General features: G+C 46.7%; 20 protein-coding genes. 11 read left to right on the top strand and 9 right to left on the bottom strand.

The window, feature by feature from the left end:
- Window positions 1-59 precede the first annotated feature (59 nt).
- Genes TRQ7_RS04065 through ruvA form a run of 3 tightly spaced genes read left to right on the top strand, consistent with a single transcriptional unit; the run spans window position 60 to window position 3,100 of the window.
- Window positions 60-1,241 (top strand): phosphopentomutase, encoded by a 1,182-nt coding sequence (locus tag TRQ7_RS04065; RefSeq protein WP_038066721.1) that lies wholly within the window; start codon window positions 60-62, stop codon window positions 1,239-1,241.
- Window positions 1,242-2,537 carry a folylpolyglutamate synthase/dihydrofolate synthase family protein gene (locus TRQ7_RS04070; RefSeq protein ID WP_015919016.1) on the top strand — a complete coding sequence of 432 codons (1,296 nt, stop codon included), beginning with the start codon at window positions 1,242-1,244 and terminating at the stop codon, window positions 2,535-2,537.
- Window positions 2,534-3,100 (top strand): Holliday junction branch migration protein RuvA, encoded by a 567-nt coding sequence (gene ruvA, locus TRQ7_RS04075; protein WP_038066724.1) that lies wholly within the window; start codon window positions 2,534-2,536, stop codon window positions 3,098-3,100. Before TRQ7_RS04070 ends, ruvA begins: the two co-directional genes overlap by 4 nt.
- On the opposite strand, the gene TRQ7_RS04080 is transcribed toward ruvA, so the two are convergent.
- The 5 genes from TRQ7_RS04080 to TRQ7_RS04100 are packed head-to-tail and all read right to left on the bottom strand — an operon-like array spanning window position 3,077 to window position 8,321.
- Window positions 3,077-3,868 (bottom strand): DUF368 domain-containing protein, encoded by a 792-nt coding sequence (locus TRQ7_RS04080; RefSeq protein WP_041844075.1) that lies wholly within the window; start codon window positions 3,866-3,868, stop codon window positions 3,077-3,079. The genes ruvA and TRQ7_RS04080 overlap by 24 nt on opposite strands.
- Window positions 3,869-3,870: 2 nt before the next feature.
- Window positions 3,871-4,695, bottom strand: coding sequence for a tetratricopeptide repeat protein (locus tag TRQ7_RS04085; RefSeq protein ID WP_015919019.1), 825 nt, complete (start codon window positions 4,693-4,695; stop codon window positions 3,871-3,873).
- Window positions 4,677-6,980 carry a hypothetical protein gene (locus TRQ7_RS04090; protein WP_015919020.1) on the bottom strand — a complete coding sequence of 768 codons (2,304 nt, stop codon included), beginning with the start codon at window positions 6,978-6,980 and terminating at the stop codon, window positions 4,677-4,679. Before TRQ7_RS04090 ends, TRQ7_RS04085 begins: the two co-directional genes overlap by 19 nt.
- Window positions 6,977-7,795: a polyprenyl synthetase family protein gene (locus TRQ7_RS04095; protein WP_015919021.1), complete on the bottom strand. Its 819-nt coding sequence runs from the start codon at window positions 7,793-7,795 to the stop codon at window positions 6,977-6,979. Before TRQ7_RS04095 ends, TRQ7_RS04090 begins: the two co-directional genes overlap by 4 nt.
- A complete protein-coding gene (locus TRQ7_RS04100) occupies window positions 7,776-8,321 on the bottom strand; it encodes a bifunctional nuclease family protein (protein ID WP_038066870.1) in 546 nt (181 codons plus the stop codon). The genes TRQ7_RS04095 and TRQ7_RS04100 overlap by 20 nt, the downstream gene beginning before the upstream one ends.
- A 116-nt stretch (window positions 8,322-8,437) precedes the next feature.
- Here TRQ7_RS04100 and rdgB point away from each other — a divergent pair, with 116 nt between their 5' ends.
- Window positions 8,438-9,031: an RdgB/HAM1 family non-canonical purine NTP pyrophosphatase gene (gene rdgB, locus TRQ7_RS04105; protein ID WP_038066873.1), complete on the top strand. Its 594-nt coding sequence runs from the start codon at window positions 8,438-8,440 to the stop codon at window positions 9,029-9,031.
- Here the strand turns inward: rdgB and lgt are convergent.
- Window positions 8,979-9,848, bottom strand: coding sequence for a prolipoprotein diacylglyceryl transferase (gene lgt, locus TRQ7_RS04110; protein ID WP_038066731.1), 870 nt, complete (start codon window positions 9,846-9,848; stop codon window positions 8,979-8,981). The two genes, rdgB and lgt, sit on opposite strands and share 53 nt — an antisense overlap.
- A complete protein-coding gene (locus tag TRQ7_RS04115; protein WP_038066734.1) occupies window positions 9,845-10,090 on the bottom strand; it encodes a DUF370 domain-containing protein in 246 nt (81 codons plus the stop codon). The genes lgt and TRQ7_RS04115 overlap by 4 nt, the downstream gene beginning before the upstream one ends.
- Before the next feature lie 50 nt (window positions 10,091-10,140).
- Between TRQ7_RS04115 and TRQ7_RS04120 the strand changes: the two genes are divergently transcribed.
- Window positions 10,141-10,590, top strand: coding sequence for a flavin reductase family protein (locus TRQ7_RS04120; protein ID WP_015919025.1), 450 nt, complete (start codon window positions 10,141-10,143; stop codon window positions 10,588-10,590).
- A gap of 94 nt (window positions 10,591-10,684) precedes the next feature.
- The gene (locus tag TRQ7_RS04125; protein ID WP_038066740.1) at window positions 10,685-11,986 is read left to right on the top strand and encodes an alkaline phosphatase; all 1,302 of its coding nucleotides are present in this window, start codon (window positions 10,685-10,687) and stop codon (window positions 11,984-11,986) included.
- Window positions 11,987-12,006: 20 nt separating this feature from the next.
- Here the strand turns inward: TRQ7_RS04125 and pheA are convergent, their stop codons facing one another.
- On the bottom strand, window positions 12,007-13,665 hold the full coding sequence (gene pheA / locus TRQ7_RS04130) for a prephenate dehydratase (RefSeq protein WP_041844076.1): 1,659 nt from the start codon (window positions 13,663-13,665) through the stop codon (window positions 12,007-12,009).
- A gap of 179 nt (window positions 13,666-13,844) precedes the next feature.
- Here pheA and TRQ7_RS04135 point away from each other — a divergent pair, with 179 nt between their 5' ends.
- The gene (locus TRQ7_RS04135; RefSeq protein WP_038066746.1) at window positions 13,845-15,716 is read left to right on the top strand and encodes a DUF4914 family protein; all 1,872 of its coding nucleotides are present in this window, start codon (window positions 13,845-13,847) and stop codon (window positions 15,714-15,716) included.
- 22 nt (window positions 15,717-15,738) lie between these two features.
- Here TRQ7_RS04135 and TRQ7_RS04140 read toward each other — a convergent pair whose 3' ends face one another.
- Window positions 15,739-16,386, bottom strand: coding sequence for a lactate utilization protein (locus tag TRQ7_RS04140; protein WP_015919030.1), 648 nt, complete (start codon window positions 16,384-16,386; stop codon window positions 15,739-15,741).
- Window positions 16,387-16,931: 545 nt separating this feature from the next.
- Between TRQ7_RS04140 and TRQ7_RS04145 the strand changes: the two genes are divergently transcribed.
- From TRQ7_RS04145 to glmS, 4 genes are read left to right on the top strand one after another with little or no spacing between them, the layout of a single operon-like run.
- Window positions 16,932-17,480: a YceD family protein gene (locus TRQ7_RS04145; RefSeq protein ID WP_038066750.1), complete on the top strand. Its 549-nt coding sequence runs from the start codon at window positions 16,932-16,934 to the stop codon at window positions 17,478-17,480.
- 4 nt (window positions 17,481-17,484) lie between these two features.
- Window positions 17,485-17,667, top strand: a complete 183-nt coding sequence (gene rpmF, locus TRQ7_RS04150) for a 50S ribosomal protein L32 (RefSeq protein ID WP_038066753.1) — start codon at window positions 17,485-17,487, stop codon at window positions 17,665-17,667.
- 4 nt (window positions 17,668-17,671) lie between these two features.
- Entirely contained in the window at window positions 17,672-18,655 is a 984-nt protein-coding gene (gene plsX, locus TRQ7_RS04155; protein ID WP_015919034.1) for a phosphate acyltransferase PlsX, read from the top strand.
- On the top strand, window positions 18,627-20,450 hold the full coding sequence (glmS, locus tag TRQ7_RS04160; protein ID WP_041437512.1) for a glutamine--fructose-6-phosphate transaminase (isomerizing): 1,824 nt from the start codon (window positions 18,627-18,629) through the stop codon (window positions 20,448-20,450). The genes plsX and glmS overlap by 29 nt, the downstream gene beginning before the upstream one ends.
- The last annotated feature ends 10 nt before the right edge of the window (window positions 20,451-20,460 follow it).

The following is a 20,460-nucleotide window of genomic DNA, read 5'->3' on the forward strand; positions in this document are numbered from 1 at the left end:
AATATCAAATTCTTCCGTGCTTCGTGATAGAATCTTTCAGGAAAAAAGGAGATGAGAGTATGCGAGTGGTTCTGATCGTTCTGGACAGTGTCGGAATCGGTGCGATGCCAGACGCTCATCTGTACGGAGATGAGGGAAGTAACACACTCGTGAACACGGCAAGGGCAGTGGGAGGACTTCACCTGCCGAACATGGAAAGACTTGGACTTGGCAATCTGGACAACATACCAGGAGTCAAACCCGTGAAACCGTCTGAGGGTGTTTACGGAAAGATGATGGAAAAGAGCCCCGGCAAAGATACAACTACAGGCCACTGGGAGATTGCCGGTGTTATCCTGAAAAAACCGTTCGACCTCTTTCCGGAAGGATTTCCAAAGGAACTGATAGAAGAGTTCGAAAGAAGGACAGGAAGAAAAGTGATAGGAAACAAACCCGCATCGGGAACGGAAATAATAAAAGAGCTGGGACCGATACACGAAAAAACGGGAGCATTGATCGTCTATACCTCTGCTGACAGTGTGTTCCAAATAGCCGCCAAGAAAGAAATCGTACCTCTAGAAGAACTCTACAGATACTGCCAGATAGCGAGAGAACTCCTGGACGAGATGGGATACAAAGTGGCCAGGGTCATCGCAAGACCGTTCACTGGAGAGTGGCCCAACTACATCAGAACACCAGAGAGAAAGGATTTTTCACTGGAACCGGAGGGCAGAACTCTTCTTGACGTCCTGACAGAGAACGGCATACCTGTCTATGGTGTGGGGAAGATAGCCGATATATTCGCTGGAAGAGGTGTTACGGAAAATTACAAAACAAAGGACAACAACGATGGAATCGACAAAACGATCCTCCTCATGAAAGAAAAAAGACACAGGTGCCTGGTGTTCACGAACCTGGTGGACTTCGACACCAAATACGGCCACAGAAACAACTATGTTGCCTACGCGAGAGCCCTCGAAGAATTTGATGAAAGACTTCCCGAGATCTTCCAGGCTATGGAAGAGGATGATGTGCTGTTCATAACAGCGGATCACGGATGTGATCCGACGACGCCTTCAACAGACCACTCCAGGGAGATGGTTCCCCTCCTTGGGTACGGCAGGAAATTGAAGAAAGATGTGTACATTGGAGTCAGAGAAACCTTCGCGGATCTTGGACAGACGATCGCCGACATGTTTGGTGTACCTCCTCTGGAAAATGGAACGTCCTTTAAAAATCTGATATGGGGTGAGAGTCGATAAATGGGATACCTGGACATTTTGAGATATCTCTACCACAAGCGCCCTATGAGTAAGATAAAACCGGGTCTTGAGAGGATCTCTCTGCTTCTTTCCCTTCTTGGAAATCCCCACACGAAGTACCGGGTCATTCACGTTGGAGGAACAAATGGCAAAGGTTCCGTCACGAACATGATCAGCAACGTTCTCATAGCACAGGGGTACAGGGTGGGTTCGTATTACTCACCACATCTCAGCACCTTCAGAGAGAGGATCAGGTTGAACGAAGAGTTCATCTCCGAGGAAGATGTAGAAAGGATCTATCAGCAAATGGAACCCGTTTTGAAACGTCTGGATGAGAACGAAGTGTTTTCTCCCAGTTTCTTCGAGACGGTCACGGCGATGGCCTTTCTCTATTTTGCAGAGAAAAATGTTGATGTGGCCGTTGTGGAGGTTGGGCTTGGAGGACGTCTGGATGCCACAAACGTCGTATCCCCACTCTGCTCGATCATCGTAACAGTGGATAGGGATCACGAGAAGGTACTGGGAACAACCATCGAACAGATCGCCTGGGAAAAATCCGGGATAATAAAAAACTCTGTTCCAGTTGTCACCGGAGAAGAAAAGACAGAAGCACTGAAAGTGATAGAAGAGGTGGCGAGAAAGAAAGGATCGAAAGTGTACGCTCTCAACAGAGATTTCGCCGTGGAGGTTGAATCGTTGAAACTCTTCGAAAACAGGTTCAGCTACCTGGGAGACAAAGTGTTGAAAGACCTTGTTTTGACGATGAACGGACCTCATCAGTTGACAAACGCGGGGGTTGCTTTGAAAGCGCTGGAAGCGATCGATCTTTCGGTGAGCGAGTCGGCGATCCGGGAAGGCTTGAAAAAGGCGAAAAATCTTGGAAGATTCGAAGTGATTGAAAAGGACGGAAAAAGATTCATTCTGGATGGAGCTCACAATCCCCACGGTGCGAGGTCTCTTGTGAAATCGCTGAAACTGTATTTCAAAGAACCTTTGAATCTGATCATCGGTGTGCTGGACGACAAAGATCGAGCTGGCATTTTGAAGGAATACAGGAACGTTTTCGATAGAATCGTCCTCACACGGGTTCCTTCCCCCAGAATGAAAGATTTCGATGGGTTTGTTGCACTTGCAAAGGAGATACTGGGAAACGTCGATGTCATAGAAGATCCCCTCGAAGCGCTGAAGATCGCCGAGGAAAAATCAGTAACTGTCGTCAGCGGGTCTCTCTTTCTTGTGGGTTACGTCAGAGAGTACCTCGAGACAGGAAAGATCGGTGAGGAGTGGTACCTGTGATAGCTGGGATCTACGGAAAAGTGGTGGAAAAGAATGGAAACACCGTTTTTGTCTCAACAAACTCCGGCATAGTCTTCGAAATTGCATGCGATACACAGACATGCGAGGAACTCGAGGAGAATAGGGAGTGTTATCTGTACACGTTCCTGAGCGTCTCTCAGGATGGTGTTGCTCTCTACGGTTTTTCGGATAGGAAAAAGAAGGATCTTTTTCTTTCTCTGATGAAAGTCTCAAGGCTTGGTCCCAAGACAGCCCTGAAGATACTTTCGAGTGAGGACGTGGACACCCTGATATCGATGATCAACTCCCAGGATGTTGAGGGACTTTCAAAGATTCCGGGAATCAGCAGAAAGACCGCCGAGCGAATCGTCATGGAATTGAAGGGAAAGTTCGAAAGCACTGTATTAAAAGACCTGAAGACCTACCATGAATCCCTGGAGGCCCTGGTTTCTCTCGGCTATCCAGAAAAACAGGCAAGAAAGGCCATAAAGGAAGTACTCAAGGACGGCATGTCCACGTCCGAAGTTATCAAAGAAGCATTAAGGATTCTGAGCCGCAGATAATCTCCTTTCCAGTTTCAAAAGCAAAAACCCAAAAACGAGTGACGCAGAAAGGGTCAGAACAGATGGAAAAAGGTCCTCCAGAACGATCTCTTTCGGGAACACCCGGTAGAGAGACGCCAGTATCATCCCCCCTATGAAACTGTAGGTCTCTTCCCTGAACCTTCTCAGGAGAAATCCCATGACCTTTATAGAAACGAAAATCCCGAGGACCACACCCACACCGAAAATGAGCAATTTATCGATAAGAAGATGGGAAACCATGGAGAGAATGGAATCGTACACACCAAACATCAGAAGAATCAGAGAACCGCTGATACCAGGCACTACCATCGCCGCTGCAGCCACAAAGCCTGCCACAGGAAGAACGAAAAGTCCTTCCCCGCCGCTTTCAGCACCACCTGAAAAAGAAAGCAGAAGGACACACAAAATACCGAAAATGAAAAAAATCAGATTCTTCAGAGAAAGAGAAAAAAACTCCTTTGCCTTCACAAAACTCACGATCACAAGACCAACGAAGAAGAAGTGAGTCGGGACAGGATATCTGATCAGAGAGATCTCAAGGAGTCTGGCAAACCCGAACACTCCAGCAAGCAGCCCAAACCCAGCGGGAAGGAGAATCTTCAAAGATTTGAAATCTCTTGAAAACAGAGAATTTATCGCCTCTATCAACCTGTCGTATATACCCATCAGAACCGCAATGGTTCCCCCACTGACTCCCGGTATGATGTTCGCTGCTCCCATGAGAACACCAGAAAAAAAGTACCACACCTTTATTCCTCCCTTAGTTTCTTTTTCAAGGCCAGAACGAGCTTTCTGGCATCTTCTTCGGTGTACTCTTCTTTGGCTTCAAGTTCTTTGAGAGTTTCCTCTACATCCAGATTCGCCTCTTCAGCCGTCAAATCGTCGGGTACTTCCTCGGATCTTTCGTAGATTTCTCTTGCTTTTTTCAAAGCCTCTTCCACATCGAGGCTTTCCTCTCCAGTATTTTCTTCCTGAATTCTTCCAAGAAGTTCTTCAAGAACGTCGAGCCTCTCGTCTGCCTCTTTTTTCTCTTCCAGAGCGGGAATTTCCTCTGGAATGGCTTCAGGTTCTTCGAGTGTTTTTCCTGCTTCTTTTGCAGTTTCCGGTGTTCTCGTGATACGCTTGATAAGCAACCTTTGCAGGAGAAAGACGGCCAGGAACGTTCCACCTGAAACAACTATCGAAAGCCATGTAGGAAAACCCTTCGATGTCTCGGTGGTTTTCGACTTCCCGGATGGTGCCTTCGATCTCACGTACTTTTCCCACTCTTCCTGTGGAACGTTGAGTCTGTTCAATATCTCTCTGGCTATCACGTTGTCTGGAAAGTTCGACAGATACGCCCTTGCCTTCTCGTAGTCACCTATCGCATAGGCACATATTCCCATTTTCAACTTCACAAGAGGATCTCTTTCCTCGATCGTCGGATCTTTCTGGAGGGATTCTTCGAACAACCTCAACGCCCTTCTGTAGTCTCCTTCGAGATAAGCGTTCAGGGCGTTTGTGTAAAGATCGTTCGAGAAGATCGTCAGAGAAAGCAGTAGAAAAAAAAGGAGCATCAACCTTCTACACGCCATTCTTCCAGAGATACTCCCACCTTCTCCTCAAACACAATGAAAATTCCTTCCTCACCCGCAAATGCGTCAACGATCTTTCTTGTGAAACTCTGCCTGACTCCCTCTGTTACGTCTATTACCTCATTTTCACCGATGGCGAATATCTTTTCCTGAAAGCGCAGAATCTTTACTGGAACGGAGAGTGCCAGATGCCCCATTTCCAATTTCTCTCCTGAGACATAAGCAACAGAACCATCACTCAAAAGTATGTAAAGGGCGTCATCCACGAAAGTTCCATCGACTATGTCTGCACCATCTCCAAATAAAGAACTCAGTACTCTCTCTTTTTCAGCGAAATCTTCATCGAGAACGATGATCTCCTTGCTACTCAAAAGTAGATACCTTCCATTCTCTTCTTTTATGGAAACTCCGATTCCAGGTGAAGTGGCAAGAAGCTTCTCTTTTCCATCTTCGAAAAGGTAGTACCTCACACCACCTGGAACCATCTGTGCATAGAGAATGGCATCTTTTGTTATCAAAGCATCTTCTACATCAACGTTCACAGGGAAGGGTGCGTACCTGCTTATTCCTACTCTGTCTATCAGGTATATATCACCTTTACTCAGAAAAGAGATGTAATCGTTCACCTTCTTGAAAAATTTCACGCTTCCCTTGAACATCTCTCTGTCCCACATCAGAACACCCGAGCCGGTGGCGACATACACATCCTTCCCAAGAGTCGATCCCGCTGTGTAGGAAGATAGTGTCAGCGATCGAACCCGCCTCAGGAAATTTTTCGATAGAAACTTTTGAGGGAACACTTTCTTTTCAACTTCTACTTTTTCCTCCTGGGGACTGAGGCTCTCTGAAGAGATCTCTGGATTTTGTACTGGGAGGTACTCTCTGTAACTGTCATCTTTGAACCCGGAGAAAACGGGAGTTTCGTAGCCTAGGAGTTCTTCCACCCGTGACAGGTTCTCTCTCTGCGAGTAAAGATCGTAGAAGCTTCCTTTCAGTTGCAGTGTTTTGCCTATTCTACACGATTGGATGGAAACAAATCCGTCGCCGTTTTCTTTCACAAACTCCGGATAGAACTTCTCCAGTTCGGTTCCCGAAACATCGACACCGTAGGGGGGAGTGTCTCCACAGATGGAAAATATTTCCACATCTTTCCCGTTGAAATTTTCCAGTTGTCTTATCAACGAAGAATCAGGCAGGATTTCCAGTGCCACCTCTCCCAGAGTATCTATGAGGTTTCTGATGTGAAGTGTCATCATCTTCAACTTCGTCCACTCCACTCCAAAGATTCCACTGAGCACCTCTGGATCTTTTTCGAAAAACATCGAGGAAAAATACAGTGGGTTGACCACGTTGGTTCCACGCACTGGAGTGGAAAAAAGAACGACCCTTCTGACGTTCCCCACCTCAGGATGGCGCTGAAGCATCCTCAAAACAATCAAACCACCCGTTCCATGGGCAAGGATGTCGAAATCGTACCTCGAGAGTTCAAGCAGTTCTTTCGAGAGAAAGTCCGCCTCAAAGTCGATGAAACTTCTTCGTCCTTCCTTCCTCACAAATTCCCTGTACGCTTCACTGTAGGAAAGAGATCTCGAATCGTAAAGAGCGTACTCATAGATCATCAGCGTTCGATCGGGAAACACGGCCTCCCATATGTTACCATCACCGACAGAACCTTTGAAGGTGGGATCTTCCCCCGGCACTATCAGGACAGCCGGAGCAGGACTGGTTACCATCTCTCTCAGAAGAGTCACGCCATGCTTCTGAAAACCAGCGGTTTTCATCACCAGACCAAAAACAGAAAGATGATAGGTGAAGGCCTCAACAAAGTATCCCCTTTCGTCTTTTCCTATCATTGAACCAGGGATAACCCGGTATCCTCCATCATCCGTTGCGTAAGCGAGGGCAAGGTTGTTGTAGTTCTCACCCCTGAAGTATTGGGAATCGAAATAATATTTGAGGTGAATGGGCTTTAAAGCGAACTCGTTCACTCCGTCAGCGAATTCCACTCTGTAAAGATCCCCTATGAACGCGTCGGAATACTTTCTTCTCTCGTCACCTGATATTCTGGTTATCTTCAGAACTTTTTGCTTTCCAAAGGCCCCGCTCGGTACCTCCACCTTGAGATTGATGAAACCCGATTCCGCTCCCTCTTTCCCAACCCTGAGGGAAGCCTCTTTCTGAAAAAGAAAGAACAGTATCAAAACTGCTCCCAGAACGACAAGGAACGATATGAGAACGATTTTCCTTCTCAGAAGAATCTCCAGGATCTTTTTCAGCAGGCTCATCTTTCCTCCACCATTTTTTTCAAATTCCTCAAGAAATCGAAGGTTCTGTGAAGTCCCTCTGATTCCAGAGCCTCCAGTACCTCCTCGTAGTATTTATCGGCAAGCTGCTTTGCCTTCTGAACCCCCATCTTTTTGACCAGCGTGACCTTTTTAACATCCTTTCCCACATCTTTTCCTAACTTCTCGAGTGAGCCAAGGACATCCTTTAAATCGTCGTATATCTGAAAAGCAACTCCAAACTTCTCCCCCAGTTTCTTCACGAAGGTATGGTCGAGGCCTTTCAGGAGAAAAGGAGCGGAAAAGCAAAAGGCAAACAGTGCGCCCGTTTTGAAAGAGTACATCTTCTCTACCATTTCTACTGAGATCTCTTTCTCTTGCCTTTCGAATTCAACGTCCATTGCCTCACCCAGAAGAAGTTTGTACGCGGTTTCTGAGAATTCTTCAAAGAGTTTCGGTTCTCTGACTTTTGCTATCTGTGAAAAAGCCAGAAAGAACAGGCCATCGCCCGCAAGGAGTGCAATTCCCTCACCATAGGCCCTGTGGCAGGAGGGCTTCCCTCGACGAAAATCCGCGTTGTCTATAGGGGGCAAATCGTCGTGAACGAGAGAAGCCGTATGGAATAGCTCCACAGCAACTGCGACATCGACGAGACGCTCCTCTTCCACCCCAATATCCTCACCCACGGTGAGCACAAGGAGAGGCCGAATCCTCTTACCCCCAGCCGTGACCGAGTACTGCATCGCGCTTTCGGTGAGAAGGTTGAAGTGCGGCTTCACCAGTTCTTCTATTCTTCTCTCAATCGTTTCCTTCTTCATCTTCTTCCCTCTTCTTCTCTATCATCTGCTTGAACACATCTATGTTGAGATTTTCGATGAACTTTTTGAATTCCTCCTCTTCGTTTCTGTCTTCTCCTATCTCCAGCTCGATAGCGTGCTTTTCCACGAGGTTTTCGGACACAAAAATGGTTGCACCGGTTTTGACGGCCAGTATTATCGCGTCGGATGGTCTGGAGTCGATCTCTATGAGGGCAGCCTCCTCGTCCTCTTCGTCGGTGTAGGTGAGATCACGCAGTATCAGAGAGGCGTAAAACGTGTTGTCCTTCAAAGAGTGTATTACGACTTTCTCCACCCGGGCCTCAAGTGATTCGAGAACACTCAGGAGCAGATCGTGCGTCAGAGGACGGGGAAAGTCCACCTTCTCCAGGGCCAGTGCAAGGGCATGACCTTCGCACGCTCCTATCCAGATGGGAAGTACCTTGCTGGTACCCTCTATGCCCAGTATTACAACGGGTGTGTTGCTCACCCTGTCCAGAACAAGAGCTTTCACCCAGGCCTTCTTCAACACATTTCCCTCCCTCCAGATTTTTCCGCTCCAGAGATATTCTACAACCAAATTTCAGATGGTGGCAAAATTTTTGAATTAGAATGGAGTTGATCAAACTGAAAAAGGGAGGAGTTATGGTGGGTACATTCAGAATCTACGTTGCCACTACGAACCCACATAAAGTCGAAGAGATCAAAGAAATCGCTCCAGAGTGGGCAGAGATTTTACCTTCGCCGGAGAAAATCGAAGTGATCGAAGATGGAGAGACCTTTCTGGAAAACTCCGTGAAAAAGGCGATCGTTTATGGGAAAAAACTCAAATCTCCTGTGATAGCCGATGATTCTGGGCTTGTTATCTACTCTTTGGGAGGGTTTCCGGGAGTTATGTCCGCTCGATTCATGGAAGAATACACCTACGAGGAGAAAATGAAAACAATTTTGAAGATGCTGGAAGGCAAAGACAGAAAAGCCGCTTTTGTTTGCAGTGCCACGTTCTTCGATTTTCAAAGAAATCTCCTCGTTTCCGTAGAGGACAGAGTAGAGGGTTATATAGCTGAAGAAATAAGGGGAACGGGTGGGTTTGGCTACGATCCCTTCTTCGTACCAGAAGGGTACGACAGGACCTTCGGTGAAATGCCTGAACTCAAGAAAAAACTCAGCCACAGGTCCAGGGCTTTCAGAAAACTGTTTTCGATACTCTCGAAGATCTCAGAATCAGAAAGCCTGTGAAACCCAGAAGAATCAAAACAGCGCTCAAAAGTTGAGCAGCCCTTATGTTGCCCATCATCAGACTGTCGACCCTGAGTCTTTCTATCATGATCCTTCCAAGGGAGTATAAAAGAAAATAAAGGCAGGTTATCTCCCCCGGTCTCTTGCGGTATTTTCTGTAATACACGCTCAACATAAAAAACACCAGAAGGTCCCAGACAGATTCGTACAGAAAGGTTGGATGGAAAAAGGAGTAATCCCTGTACAGAACGGGCCTGTAAGGTTCAGGAACGAACATCTTCCAGGGAAGATTCGTTGGCACTCCAAAGGCCTCGTAGTTGAAAAAGTTGCCCCATCTGCCTATCGCCTGTCCCAGTGGAAGAACGGAGGTGAAAAGATCCGTTGCCTGCAAAAATGAAAAGGAAGGCCTCTTAAAAACGATGTAGAGAAAACCCGTTATCAGAGCACCGATTATGGCTCCGTGTATGGCAAGACCACCCTCCCAGATCTTCAAAACGTCCCAGAAACTCCTGTAGTATCTCAGGTTGAAGAGAACGTAATAGAGCCGGGCTCCCACGATGCCAAAAATTGCTCCATAGAAGACCAGTTCGTCGAACTCTTCCACATTGATTCCTTCTTTCTTTGCCCTTTTTCTGGCCAGGAAATAGCTGAGGAGAAATCCTGTCAGGATGAGGGTTGAATACCATCGAAGTTCAAAACCGCCGATTCTGAAGATGTATCTTCTCACAAGAATCTCGCCACTGAACACCTTCACAAGGAAGATCGAAAGAAGAAGAACCCCAAGAACGACCAGTAACGCTGTCAGGGTCCTCTTCATCTTCTCCTCCTTCCCCATATGACACGAACCGCTATCCTGTACCTTGTGGGAATGAGAACCACGTGACCGCTGTCCATGATGACCGCCGTTTTCGCCTGCTTGCCGAAAGTGGCGTTTATTATTTTGTTTGCGTAGAAGTCTATATTTTTCAACTTCTTTTCCATGGCAGTGCTGACGGGCATCACCGCAACGATTCGTTCTCGAGGAAGGAAGACCTTCCTTCCAAAGGAAACAAAGCTCACACTTTCACCTCCATCATGGTGTATGATACCATTTTCTGGGGGGTGAGAATATGGACGCACTGGGAAAACTCTACACTTCCACCGCTATAGTTACGGTGAACGTCGATGGTAAAATGAACGGTATCACCGTGGCGTGGGTGACGAGGGTGTCCTGGCAACCTCCCATGGTGGCGGTTTCCATAGGAAAGACGAGGTACACGAGGGAACTCCTCGACAAGTCGGACTCTTTCGCCGTCTGTATATTGGGAAAGGACGCAAAAGAAATCGCGGAGTACTTCGGAACTGTTTCCGGAAGAACAACCGACAAATTCAAAAAATACTCCTACACAATGAGTGAAGGAAACCTTCCGATTCCAGAGGGAACGATCGCATATCTTGAGTGCGAAAAAGCGGGCAGGTTCGAAGCGGGAGATCACATCGTCTACGTTGGAACGGTGAGAAGGCAAAAGCTGCTGAAAGACGAACAACCACTTCTGTTTGGAGAACACAGGCTGATATAGAAGGCAGGGAACTCCCTGCCTTCATTTTTTTTCAACAGTTTTGAAAACATCCTGAACAGAACGCATATACGATAGAGATCGGGAGGTGATTCAGGTGAGAAGACTCATCGTGCTGGTTCTGGCTCTTTTGCTGGTTGCTTTTTCATTTTCACAGGTGAAGAACATCATCTACTTCATCGGAGACGGAATGGGACTTTCACAGGCGTATCTCACGAGTCTGATCGAGGGAAGACCGCTCTCGTTCATGAAAACCCCTTACACAGGTCTTGTGAAGACCCACTCTGTGGACAGCTGGGTGACGGATTCTGCCGCCGCGGGAACTGCTCTGGCAAGCGGTTTTAAGACGAAAAACGGTATGATCAACGTTCTTCCCGACGGCACAAGGGTTCCCACCATCTTTGAGATAGCAAAAGCATATGGAGCCAAAACGGGCATCGTTGTCACCTGCAGAGTGACACATGCGACACCGGCAGCCTTCTATGCGCATGTCAAAAGCAGAAGCGAAGAAAACGAGATAGCAAGGCAACTCGTGGAAAGTGAAACAGTGGATCTGGTCATGGGAGGAGGATGGGCAAACTTTCTTCCTGAAAGCCTTGGTGGTAAAAGATCGGACGGTCTCAATCTCATCGAAATGGCGAAGAAAAAGGGCTACGTCTATGTGACAAAAAAGGAAGATCTGATGAAACTTCCAGAGAACACCGAAAAGGTCCTGGCGCTTTTTGCGCCGAGCCATCTTGACCCAGCAAGCAGTAGAGAGGAACAGCCCATGCTCTACGAAATGGTGAAGAAGGCCCTGGAAATACTCTCAAATGATGAAGAGCCCTTCTTCCTCATGGTGGAAGGTTCTCAGATCGATTGGGAAGCACACGACAACGATATCTACGGTGTTTGGAAAGAAGTCGTGGAGTTCGACAGAGCGGTTCAGGTGGCTCTCGACTTTGCCCTCAAAAGAGGAGATACCCTCGTGATCGTGACAGCAGACCATGAAACAGGAGGTCTTGCACTCTCTTCGGGTGACTACAGGGTTGATGTGGACAGAATCAGAAAGTTCTCAAAGACCACCGACTGGATCTTGGCGAATTACTCTTTGAAAGATCGCGAAAGTTTCAAAAAGGCCATCGAAAAATACTTCGGTCTGACTCTGTCCGACTCGGATCTCGACAGAATCACCTCTTCAAACAATTCCAAAGTAGAACTCGGAAGGGTGTTGAGCGAAAAGGTGAACGTTGGCTGGACCACCACATCACACTCCGGTGTTCCGGTCCCCATCTATGCATTCGGTCCCGGTGCGGAGAACTTCACAGGATTTCTGGACAACACCGATATCCCGAGGATCATGATGAAACTCGCTGGATACTCCCTTCAGTATCCACTCGTGAAAGAACCTGTGAAATGAAATGAGGGGCTCTGTGCCCCTCATTCAAACACGTCCAGTTCTTCGATCTCATCGAACACCCCGATTATCTTGTAGAACGCTGTTACCTTTTCGAGATCTTTCAGGTCTTCCTTGCCAAGAGGTGCCTCCACTTCCACGAAGAACACGTAATCTCCAAGAAACGTTCTGGCTGGTCTTGATTCCAGTTTTCTCAGATTCATTCCCTTGTTTGCAAAGACATCCAAAACCGCTTTCAAAGCCCCGGGTTTGTCCTGAACACCGAAGAACAACGATGTGTACTTTCCCTCCATCTTACCCGTCTTTCGCCTTATGATGTAAAATCTTGTGATGTTCTTTTCTTTTAAATCCTGGATACTCTTTCTCAGAATGAACAGACCGTACATCCTGGCTGCATTTTCTGACATGATGGCAGCAGATTCATCGTCGAGTAGATTCACCGCGTCGCTCGTTGAGGTGGTGTAACGGATCTCCGCGTGGGGCAGATAAGCGTTGATAAAACCAAGGGATTGTGAGATCGCCTGAGGATGAGAGTAAATCCTCTTGATCTCTTTCAGATCGAGCCTTCTTTTTGCAACAAGGCAGTGATGAACCTCCAGTTTTGCCTCACCGAATACTTCCACTTCGTGGTTCAGCAGGGCATCCAGCACAGGAATCACCGTTCCGTGGGTGGAGTTCTCTATTGGAACGATTCCATAATCTGCTTCTCCTTTCTCCACCATCCTTATGATCTCGTCCGTTGAGGCACAGTACTTTATCGGTATCCTCGAGCCGATCAGTTTCAAAGCCATCTCATCACTGAAGCTCCCCATAGGACCGAGGACTGCCACCGTCTTTGAAATACCAAGTAGTCTGTATTCTTCCTCTTTCGCAAGTTTCATGATCTCCTCAAATACACGTCTCACACGCACAGGGTTCAAGCTGGTCCTGTCCAGAATCTCTTTCACTTTCTGCTCTTCAACCTCTCTGAGGTCCACGGGAGAATCTGTCTTTTTCTTCTCCTCTGCGATTCTTTTTGCGACTTTCATTCTTTCATCGATCAAACCTAATGTTACAAAATCTATAAGCCTGATCTTGTGCCTCATCTCGTTCAAACTGACAGGAGGTCTGAAGAGTTTTGAAAACTCACCTATCAACTCGCTGTGTTCGACGGGAAAGTCGTTGTCTTTCAATCGAGGGATGACCTTTTCTGCCAGAGCCAGAAAGTTACCAGTTTCCTCCCTCCAGTTCAGAAGGTGAGAAGCATACCCCATAAGAAAAGAATCTTTCAGTGCGCGAGCAAGGAAAAGAAAAACAGAATACTTCTCCAGAATCTCTTTGTACTCTCCCCAGGAAACGTCCTTCAGGATAATTCCAAGATTCTTCAAAAAGTCCAGAAACGTGGTGATACGTTCATCCTCGCTCTTTTCGAGGACGTAAAACTCTGAGAATGCGAACTCCTTGTAAAAAACGGGAAAGATGCTGACAAAGGGAACAGACCTTTCTCTATAGAACGCTACAGACTTATCTTTGAATGGATAAAGATCCACAACGGCTTTTCCGGAAAGGTCCACATCCAAAAGATCCTCAGATACCACAAGTTCGGCCTGAAGGATCGAATCTGTGAGTTCCCAGACAGTACCTATTAACTCTTTCTTCAGGGATTCTGTCAGGGGACCTTTTCCGCGTATGTGCACTTTCAATCCTCTCAACCTCCACTGAAAATTCTGTTTTTTGGAATCTTTAAGCATTACTTTACTCTAATACATCTTCGTTATATATATTAATCCTCACGAGAACAATCATTAACACACCGCATAAAGTTGCAAAGAGGAGCATGGTATAATTTGGCTTGAAAACTATTCTACAGAGGGGTGATAAAGTGAAAACAGCCGTTCTGAACAGATTCGTGTTTTCCGACGAAGTTAAGGATATCATAGAGAGCGCTTCAGAAATAATAATACCAGAAAGCAGAAAAGAAATTCTTGAACTTGCAACAGGCAATAAAGACGTTTTTGAAGTGGGATACGACGTTCCAGGAAAAGGCTTCGTAGTGGAAGCAACCGTTACACGTTGCAGAAATGGCCTGGTGGTGAATTATCCTGAACCATACATGAGAAGAAGAGATCCAGATGCCCTTGTGGTTGGAGACAATAAGGAAACAGACAAGCCAAGGTTCAAGGACCGATTCGGAAAAGACTTCGAACCTATTCGGCAGGAAACCTTCGACTGGTTGAAAAAACAGGAGTTGATCCTTTTACCCTTCATGGCAGGAGGATACGATTATGGCTATCCGGCCGTTCTGATAGCCCCGAAGAACGCCGGCTTTTTTGTGGGAGGACTGGCAGATCTTCAGTTCTTCGTTCCGGCAAGCAAAATCCCGGAGAATTTCAAGCCGAGGTTGTACATGTTCCTGGCACCCCCCTTCAGACACACCCATTTCAACGGAAAACAGGTGGTGGTCCATTACAGGCACAATTCCCATTACGAGATATTCTCTTACAATCTCTATCCAGGACCAAGTGCGAAGAAAGGAGTCTATGGATTTTTACTCTACATAGGTGAAAAAGAAAAATGGGTCACCGCACACGCTTCTGCGGTGAAGGTGATCACCCCGTACGAAAATGAACTCGTTATCATGCACGAGGGAGCAAGCGGTGGTGGAAAGAGTGAGATACTCGAAGAGATCCACAGAGAACCTGACGGCAGGATAAAACTCGCGGAAAATCTGATAACGGGAGAAAAGTTCTACATAGAACTCAAAGAAACCTGTGCGCTCCAGCCGGTGGCCGACGACATGTTCATGTGCCACCCGAAACTCCAAACGGGGAAAAAACTCGTAGCGAAGGATGCGGAAGCTGGATGGTTTATAAGAGTGGACCACATAACGGAGTACGGAAGTGCTCCAGACTTGGAAAGGCTGACGATACATCCACCTGAACCTTTAATTTTTCTCAACATTCATGCCGTTCCAGATTCAACAGCCCTGATCTGGGAACACATCGAAGATGAACCGGGGAAACCCTGTCCGAACCCGCGTGTCATCATCCCAAAGAGATTCATGAAAAACGCCATCTCCGATCCCGTAGAAGTGGATGTGAGAAGTTTCGGTGTGAGAACACCTCCGTGTACAAAAGAGAAGCCAACGTACGGGATCATCGGCCTTATGCAGGTACTACCCCCCGCAATAGCGTGGCTCTGGAGGCTGGTGGCACCAAGAGGATTCGCCAACCCGAGTATAGTCGGTACGAAGGGAATGACGAGCGAAGGTGTGGGATCTTTCTGGCCGTTCTCTTCCGGAAAGATGGTGAGGCTCGCCAACATTCTTCTTGAGCAGATCATAGACACACCCGGAACCAGGTACATCCTCGTTCCAAACCAACACATAGGAGTCTACAAGGTCGGATTCATGCCGGAGTGGATCGCAAGGGAGTACCTCTCAAGAAGAGGAGGAGTGAAATTCAAACCGAACCAGCTCGTGCCGTCAAAATGTGCTCTGCTTGGATTTTCACTCAAGGAAATGAAGATCGAAGGAATAACGATCCCCAAGGAACTTCTGCAACCACATCTGCAACCGGAATTGGGAGAGGAAGCCTACGAAAAAGGAGCACAGCAACTCAGAGACTTCTTCAAGAGAGAACTCAAAAAATTCCTCACAGAGGATCTGAACCCGGTTGGAAGAGAGATCATCCAGTGCTGCCTCGACGATGGGTCCCTTGAGGATTATCTGAAGATCATTCCCATGAACTTTTAAAGCGGGGGACAACCCCGCTTTTTCAAAGTCCAAGGTCTTCAAGTGTCAAGATCACCTTGAACCTTCCAGGCTGCCTCACACCGGATTCCACTACCAAGAAATAATCGCATATTCTCTGGGGAGAAGAACAGTCAGCGCAGAATCCCGTCTTCGTACATGGGGTTTCCAGATTCAATCGCTTTGAATTCATCGGAGAAATGTACCTCAACCTCTCTCTTGCTTCTTCGACATCTTTTACCACTTTGTTCACGCTTGCGATCACGATCACATTCCTGGGACCGTAGACAACCGCTGCCACCCTGTTCCCGTTTCCATCGAGAAAGACCAGTTTTCCATCCTCCGTTATAGCATTTGCACTGGTGAAGTAGTAATCAGCCCAGAAACTCTTTCTGTATATCTCCTCCACTTCCTCTCTGGTTTTGGCGGAATACCTGTCAAGGAAGTTGTATTTTCCACTGCGCAGAAGATCGAGAACACCAGTATCAGCCAGTGTGAGAGAACCACCAACCGCCACGGTTGCGCCTTCTGGAACGATCTCTTTTACTTTCTCAACGACTTCTCTCCTGTCTTTCACCACCCAGACCTCATGTTTCTTTTTTCTTAAACTGTTAGCCAAATGCTCAGCGATCTTCTCTTTCTTCCACAGCCACAAATCTTCTCTCAGACTCACAGAAAAACACCTCCTTGGATTATGAATTTTGAGACTTAAACACTAAAATATCTTACCTACAACTAAAATGGTAGGTTTAGTGGTAGGTTTCTGAACACTACTTATGGTATCTATTGGTAGAAAACACACAACATGAAGTAGAAAAAGTGATGAAGAATCATTCTTTGCTTCTTTTTTCACAAATAACCTACCACTTCTCTCTGAAATCAGCTTCCAAAGCCGATTTGAAGGTGGTAGGTTTCTGTATGATTCACCAAAAGAGCACTTTAGTTCTCACAAACAATTTTACCGTAAAATCTTCGTTCTTTGAAATCCTCTTCTGAAGAGAGTTTCAGAAAACCTACCACCTGAAATCCTCTTCAAAAGCGACTTATAGAATAACTTACCACTAACCTACCACTAACCTACCACCTGGGTGGTAAGTTGCAGACATGATTCTTTCTTGCATCAGAAAACGGATAGAAATTTTCAACTTGAGAAACCTACCACTTTGCGGTCTGTTTTATTACTACTACTAAGAGTATAATAGTCATGAGGTGAGAAGAATGGACTGGAAAGTTGAACTTGCAGAAATTGAAAAGAAAAAACGATTTTTTCTGGAAGGTGAGTACAAAAGTGAAGGAATAGAACTGGATGTGGGTTTTTGTAAGTTCCTGGAGCCGGTTCGGGTGAAGATGGTTGTTGCAAAGACCAAAGATGGATTCACCATCGGTGGGTACGTTCACACAGCGATAGAGCACCCGTGTGCCAGATGTCTGGAACCAACGCGTGTGGAGATAAAAGGTGTGATAGAGGCACTTTATCTTCCAGAGAGCATGCGAAAAAATGTAAAAGAAGAGAAACTTGAATCTTTGAAGAATATCATATACTATCATGAAACGGAATTCGATCTTTCAGAGAGAATCGTTGAAGCGATAGTGGTGAGTGTACCCGAAAAGGTTCTGTGTAAACCGGATTGTAAAGGACTGTGCCCGCACTGCGGAACCAATTTGAACGAAGAACCCGATCACAGGTGTGATAAAATTCCTGTGGTCGACAGTCGATTCGAGATCCTTGCTAAACTGAAGGATAACCTTGAGAACAGGGAGGTATAAAGGTATGGCAGTTCCGAAGCAAAAAAGATCCCGATCGAGAACACATCACAAAAGAGCAAAGATCTACAGGGCGATCAGTGTTCCTCTGGAAAAGTGTCCGAACTGCGGAGAGTACAAAATGCCACACAGAGTCTGCCTGCACTGTGGTTACTACAAAGGAAAACAGGTTCTCGAGATAGCGGAGTGATGCGGTGAAGATAGCAGTCGATGTGATGGGTGGTGACAGAGCGCCCGATGAAATTTTGAAGGGCGCTCTTTTGGCTTCAAAGGAATTGGAGAGTGAGATCGTCCTCGTAGGACCCAGAGAGATCGTTGAAAATGCGGGTCTTTCGTTTGTTGAGACAACAGAAGTTGTGAACATGGATGATCCACCACTCGAGGTTTTGAGAAAAAAGGACTCATCCATGCACGTCGGTTTGAAACTGGTTGCCGAAGGCAAAGTGGACGCATTTGTGAGTGCCGGAGCAACCGGACCCCTTTTTCTCGGTGCCACTTCCATCGTGGGGAAGATAAAAGGAGTGGAAAGACCAGCCCTTGGCGTGGCGGTTCCTTCTCTCAAAGGCTTCACAGTTTTGATCGATGCAGGAGCGAACGCGAAGGTCAGACCAGAACACCTTCTGGACTTCTCGCTCATGGGAATTGCCTACGCAAGAGTGCTGGGTGTGGAGTCACCAAGAGTGGGGCTTTTGAATATCGGCTCGGAAGAAAACAAAGGTCACGAAGATCTGAGAAAGGCCTTTTCCCTTCTGAAAGAACATCTTGGAGATAACTTTTACGGGAACGTGGAAGGACACGACATAAACCTTGGAACGGTTCATGTGGTAGTGACGGATGGGTTCTCAGGGAACGTTGCTTTGAAGACCATGGAGGGAACGGCAAAGTTGATCACATCTGTGATGAAAGAGTCTATAAAAGAAGGCGGACTTTTTTCTTTGATCGGAGCATTTCTCATGAAAAAGAGCTTTGATCGAATGAGAGAGAGACTCGATCCAAGGACTTACGGAGGAACTTTCATACTCGGTATAAGAGGAATCGTTGTGAAGGCTCACGGTTCCTCGGATGCGAAGGCTATAAGACATGCCATCAGAGTGGCTGAAAGAGGAATCAGGATGAACCTCGTTCGTGAAATTGAGAGGGGGATACCACATGTGCGGAATAGTGGGGATGGTCGGTGAGAACCTGAAACTTGAAGATCTTGTCTCCTCCCTTCAGAAGCTCGAATACAGAGGTTATGATTCGGCAGGGATTGCTTACCTGCAGAAAGATCATTTCGATGTATACAAAAGAAGGGGAAAAATAGACGTTCTGAGAAACGGTCTGAAACAGAAACTGAAAGATAGTTTTCTTGTTGGGATTGCTCACACCAGGTGGGCAACGCACGGAGAGCCCAACGATGTGAATGCCCATCCTCACATGGACTGTAGAAAAGAAATCGCCGTTGTTCACAACGGAATAATAGAGAACTACAGAGAGTTGAAAGAATTTCTGGAACAGAAAGGTCACACCTTCTCTTCCGAGACTGATACGGAAGTGATCGCTCATCTCATAGAAGAAGAGTTCGAAGGGGATCTACTGGATGCCGTTTTGAAAGCGGTCAGAAAGTTGAAAGGAGCCTACGCCATAGCGGTCGTTCACAGGAGTATTCCGGATACGATCGTTGCTGCACGAAAGGGCAGTCCTCTTGTTGTTGGAACTGGCAAAGGAGTTGGTATCCTCGCCTCGGATGTGACACCTCTTTTGAGGTTCACAAAGGATGTGGTCTTTCTGGAAGATGGTGACGTTATGGTCCTGAGAAAAGATAGGTTTGAGATCTACAACGTGGACGGGGTGAAACAGAGCAGACGAGTCTACCATGTTGATTGGGATGAAAAATCCGCAGAAAAAGGCGGCTACAAACACTTTATGTACAAAGAGATCATGGAAGATCCACAGGCTCTTGTGAACGCCCTTGTTGGCAGGATAAAGAACGATCGACCGTTCTTTGAGGAACTCGAGCACTACGAGGAATTTTTCAAAAACATAGACAGAATTCGCGTTGTATCGTGTGGGACCAGCTATTACGCAGGACTTGTTTTCAAGTACTTCGTGGAAAACAACACAGATATAGACGTCGATGTGGAGGTTTCGTCCGAGTTTAGATACAAAAGACCTCACGTGAAAGAAGGAGACGTTTTACTGGCGATTTCCCAGTCTGGTGAGACGGCGGATACCCTTGAATCTGTTCGACTCGCAAAAAAGCACGGTGCAAGGATAGTCTCCATAGTGAACGTGGTGGGATCCACACTCGACAGAGAATCCGATGTGACACTCTTCATGAACGCGGGACCGGAGATAGGAGTTGCCGCCACGAAAACCTACGTGGCCGAGCTTGCGGTGCTGTACCTTCTCGGTTTGAAAATAATGGAGATAAACGGATACTGGAATAAAGAAGCGGATGAGATTCTGGACAGGCTCGTTCGAATGCCAGAACTTCTCGAGAATGTTCTCAGGAAAGATCCACAGATAAGGGAACTTTCTGAAAAGTACAAGGATTTCAAACATTTCATGTACATTGGAAGGGGATACGGCTATCCAACGGCGCTCGAGGGAGCTTTGAAACTCAAAGAGATCACGTACATTCACGCCACTGCATACCAGGCTGGCGAGTTAAAACACGGTCCCATAGCGCTCCTTGATCCAGAGTTTCCTGTTTTTGCTGTGATGCCGGATGACTCATTGTTCTTCAAAACCAAAAGTAATGTTATAGAGTCAAAATCCAGGAATGCAAGGGTGATAGTTCTGGGAACAGAGGGGAACAGAAGCCTCGAAGAGATCACGAGTGATATCATACACGTTCCTCCAACGCACGAAAGTCTCTACCCGTTGATGATGGCACCTGTGATTCAACTGTTTGCTTATCACATAGCCGATATGAAAGGACTCGATCCTGACAAGCCAAGGAACCTGGCGAAGAGTGTGACCGTTGAGTGATTTCTGGAGG

This window comes from Thermotoga sp. RQ7 (assembly GCF_000832145.1).
Classification (GTDB): domain Bacteria; phylum Thermotogota; class Thermotogae; order Thermotogales; family Thermotogaceae; genus Thermotoga; species Thermotoga neapolitana.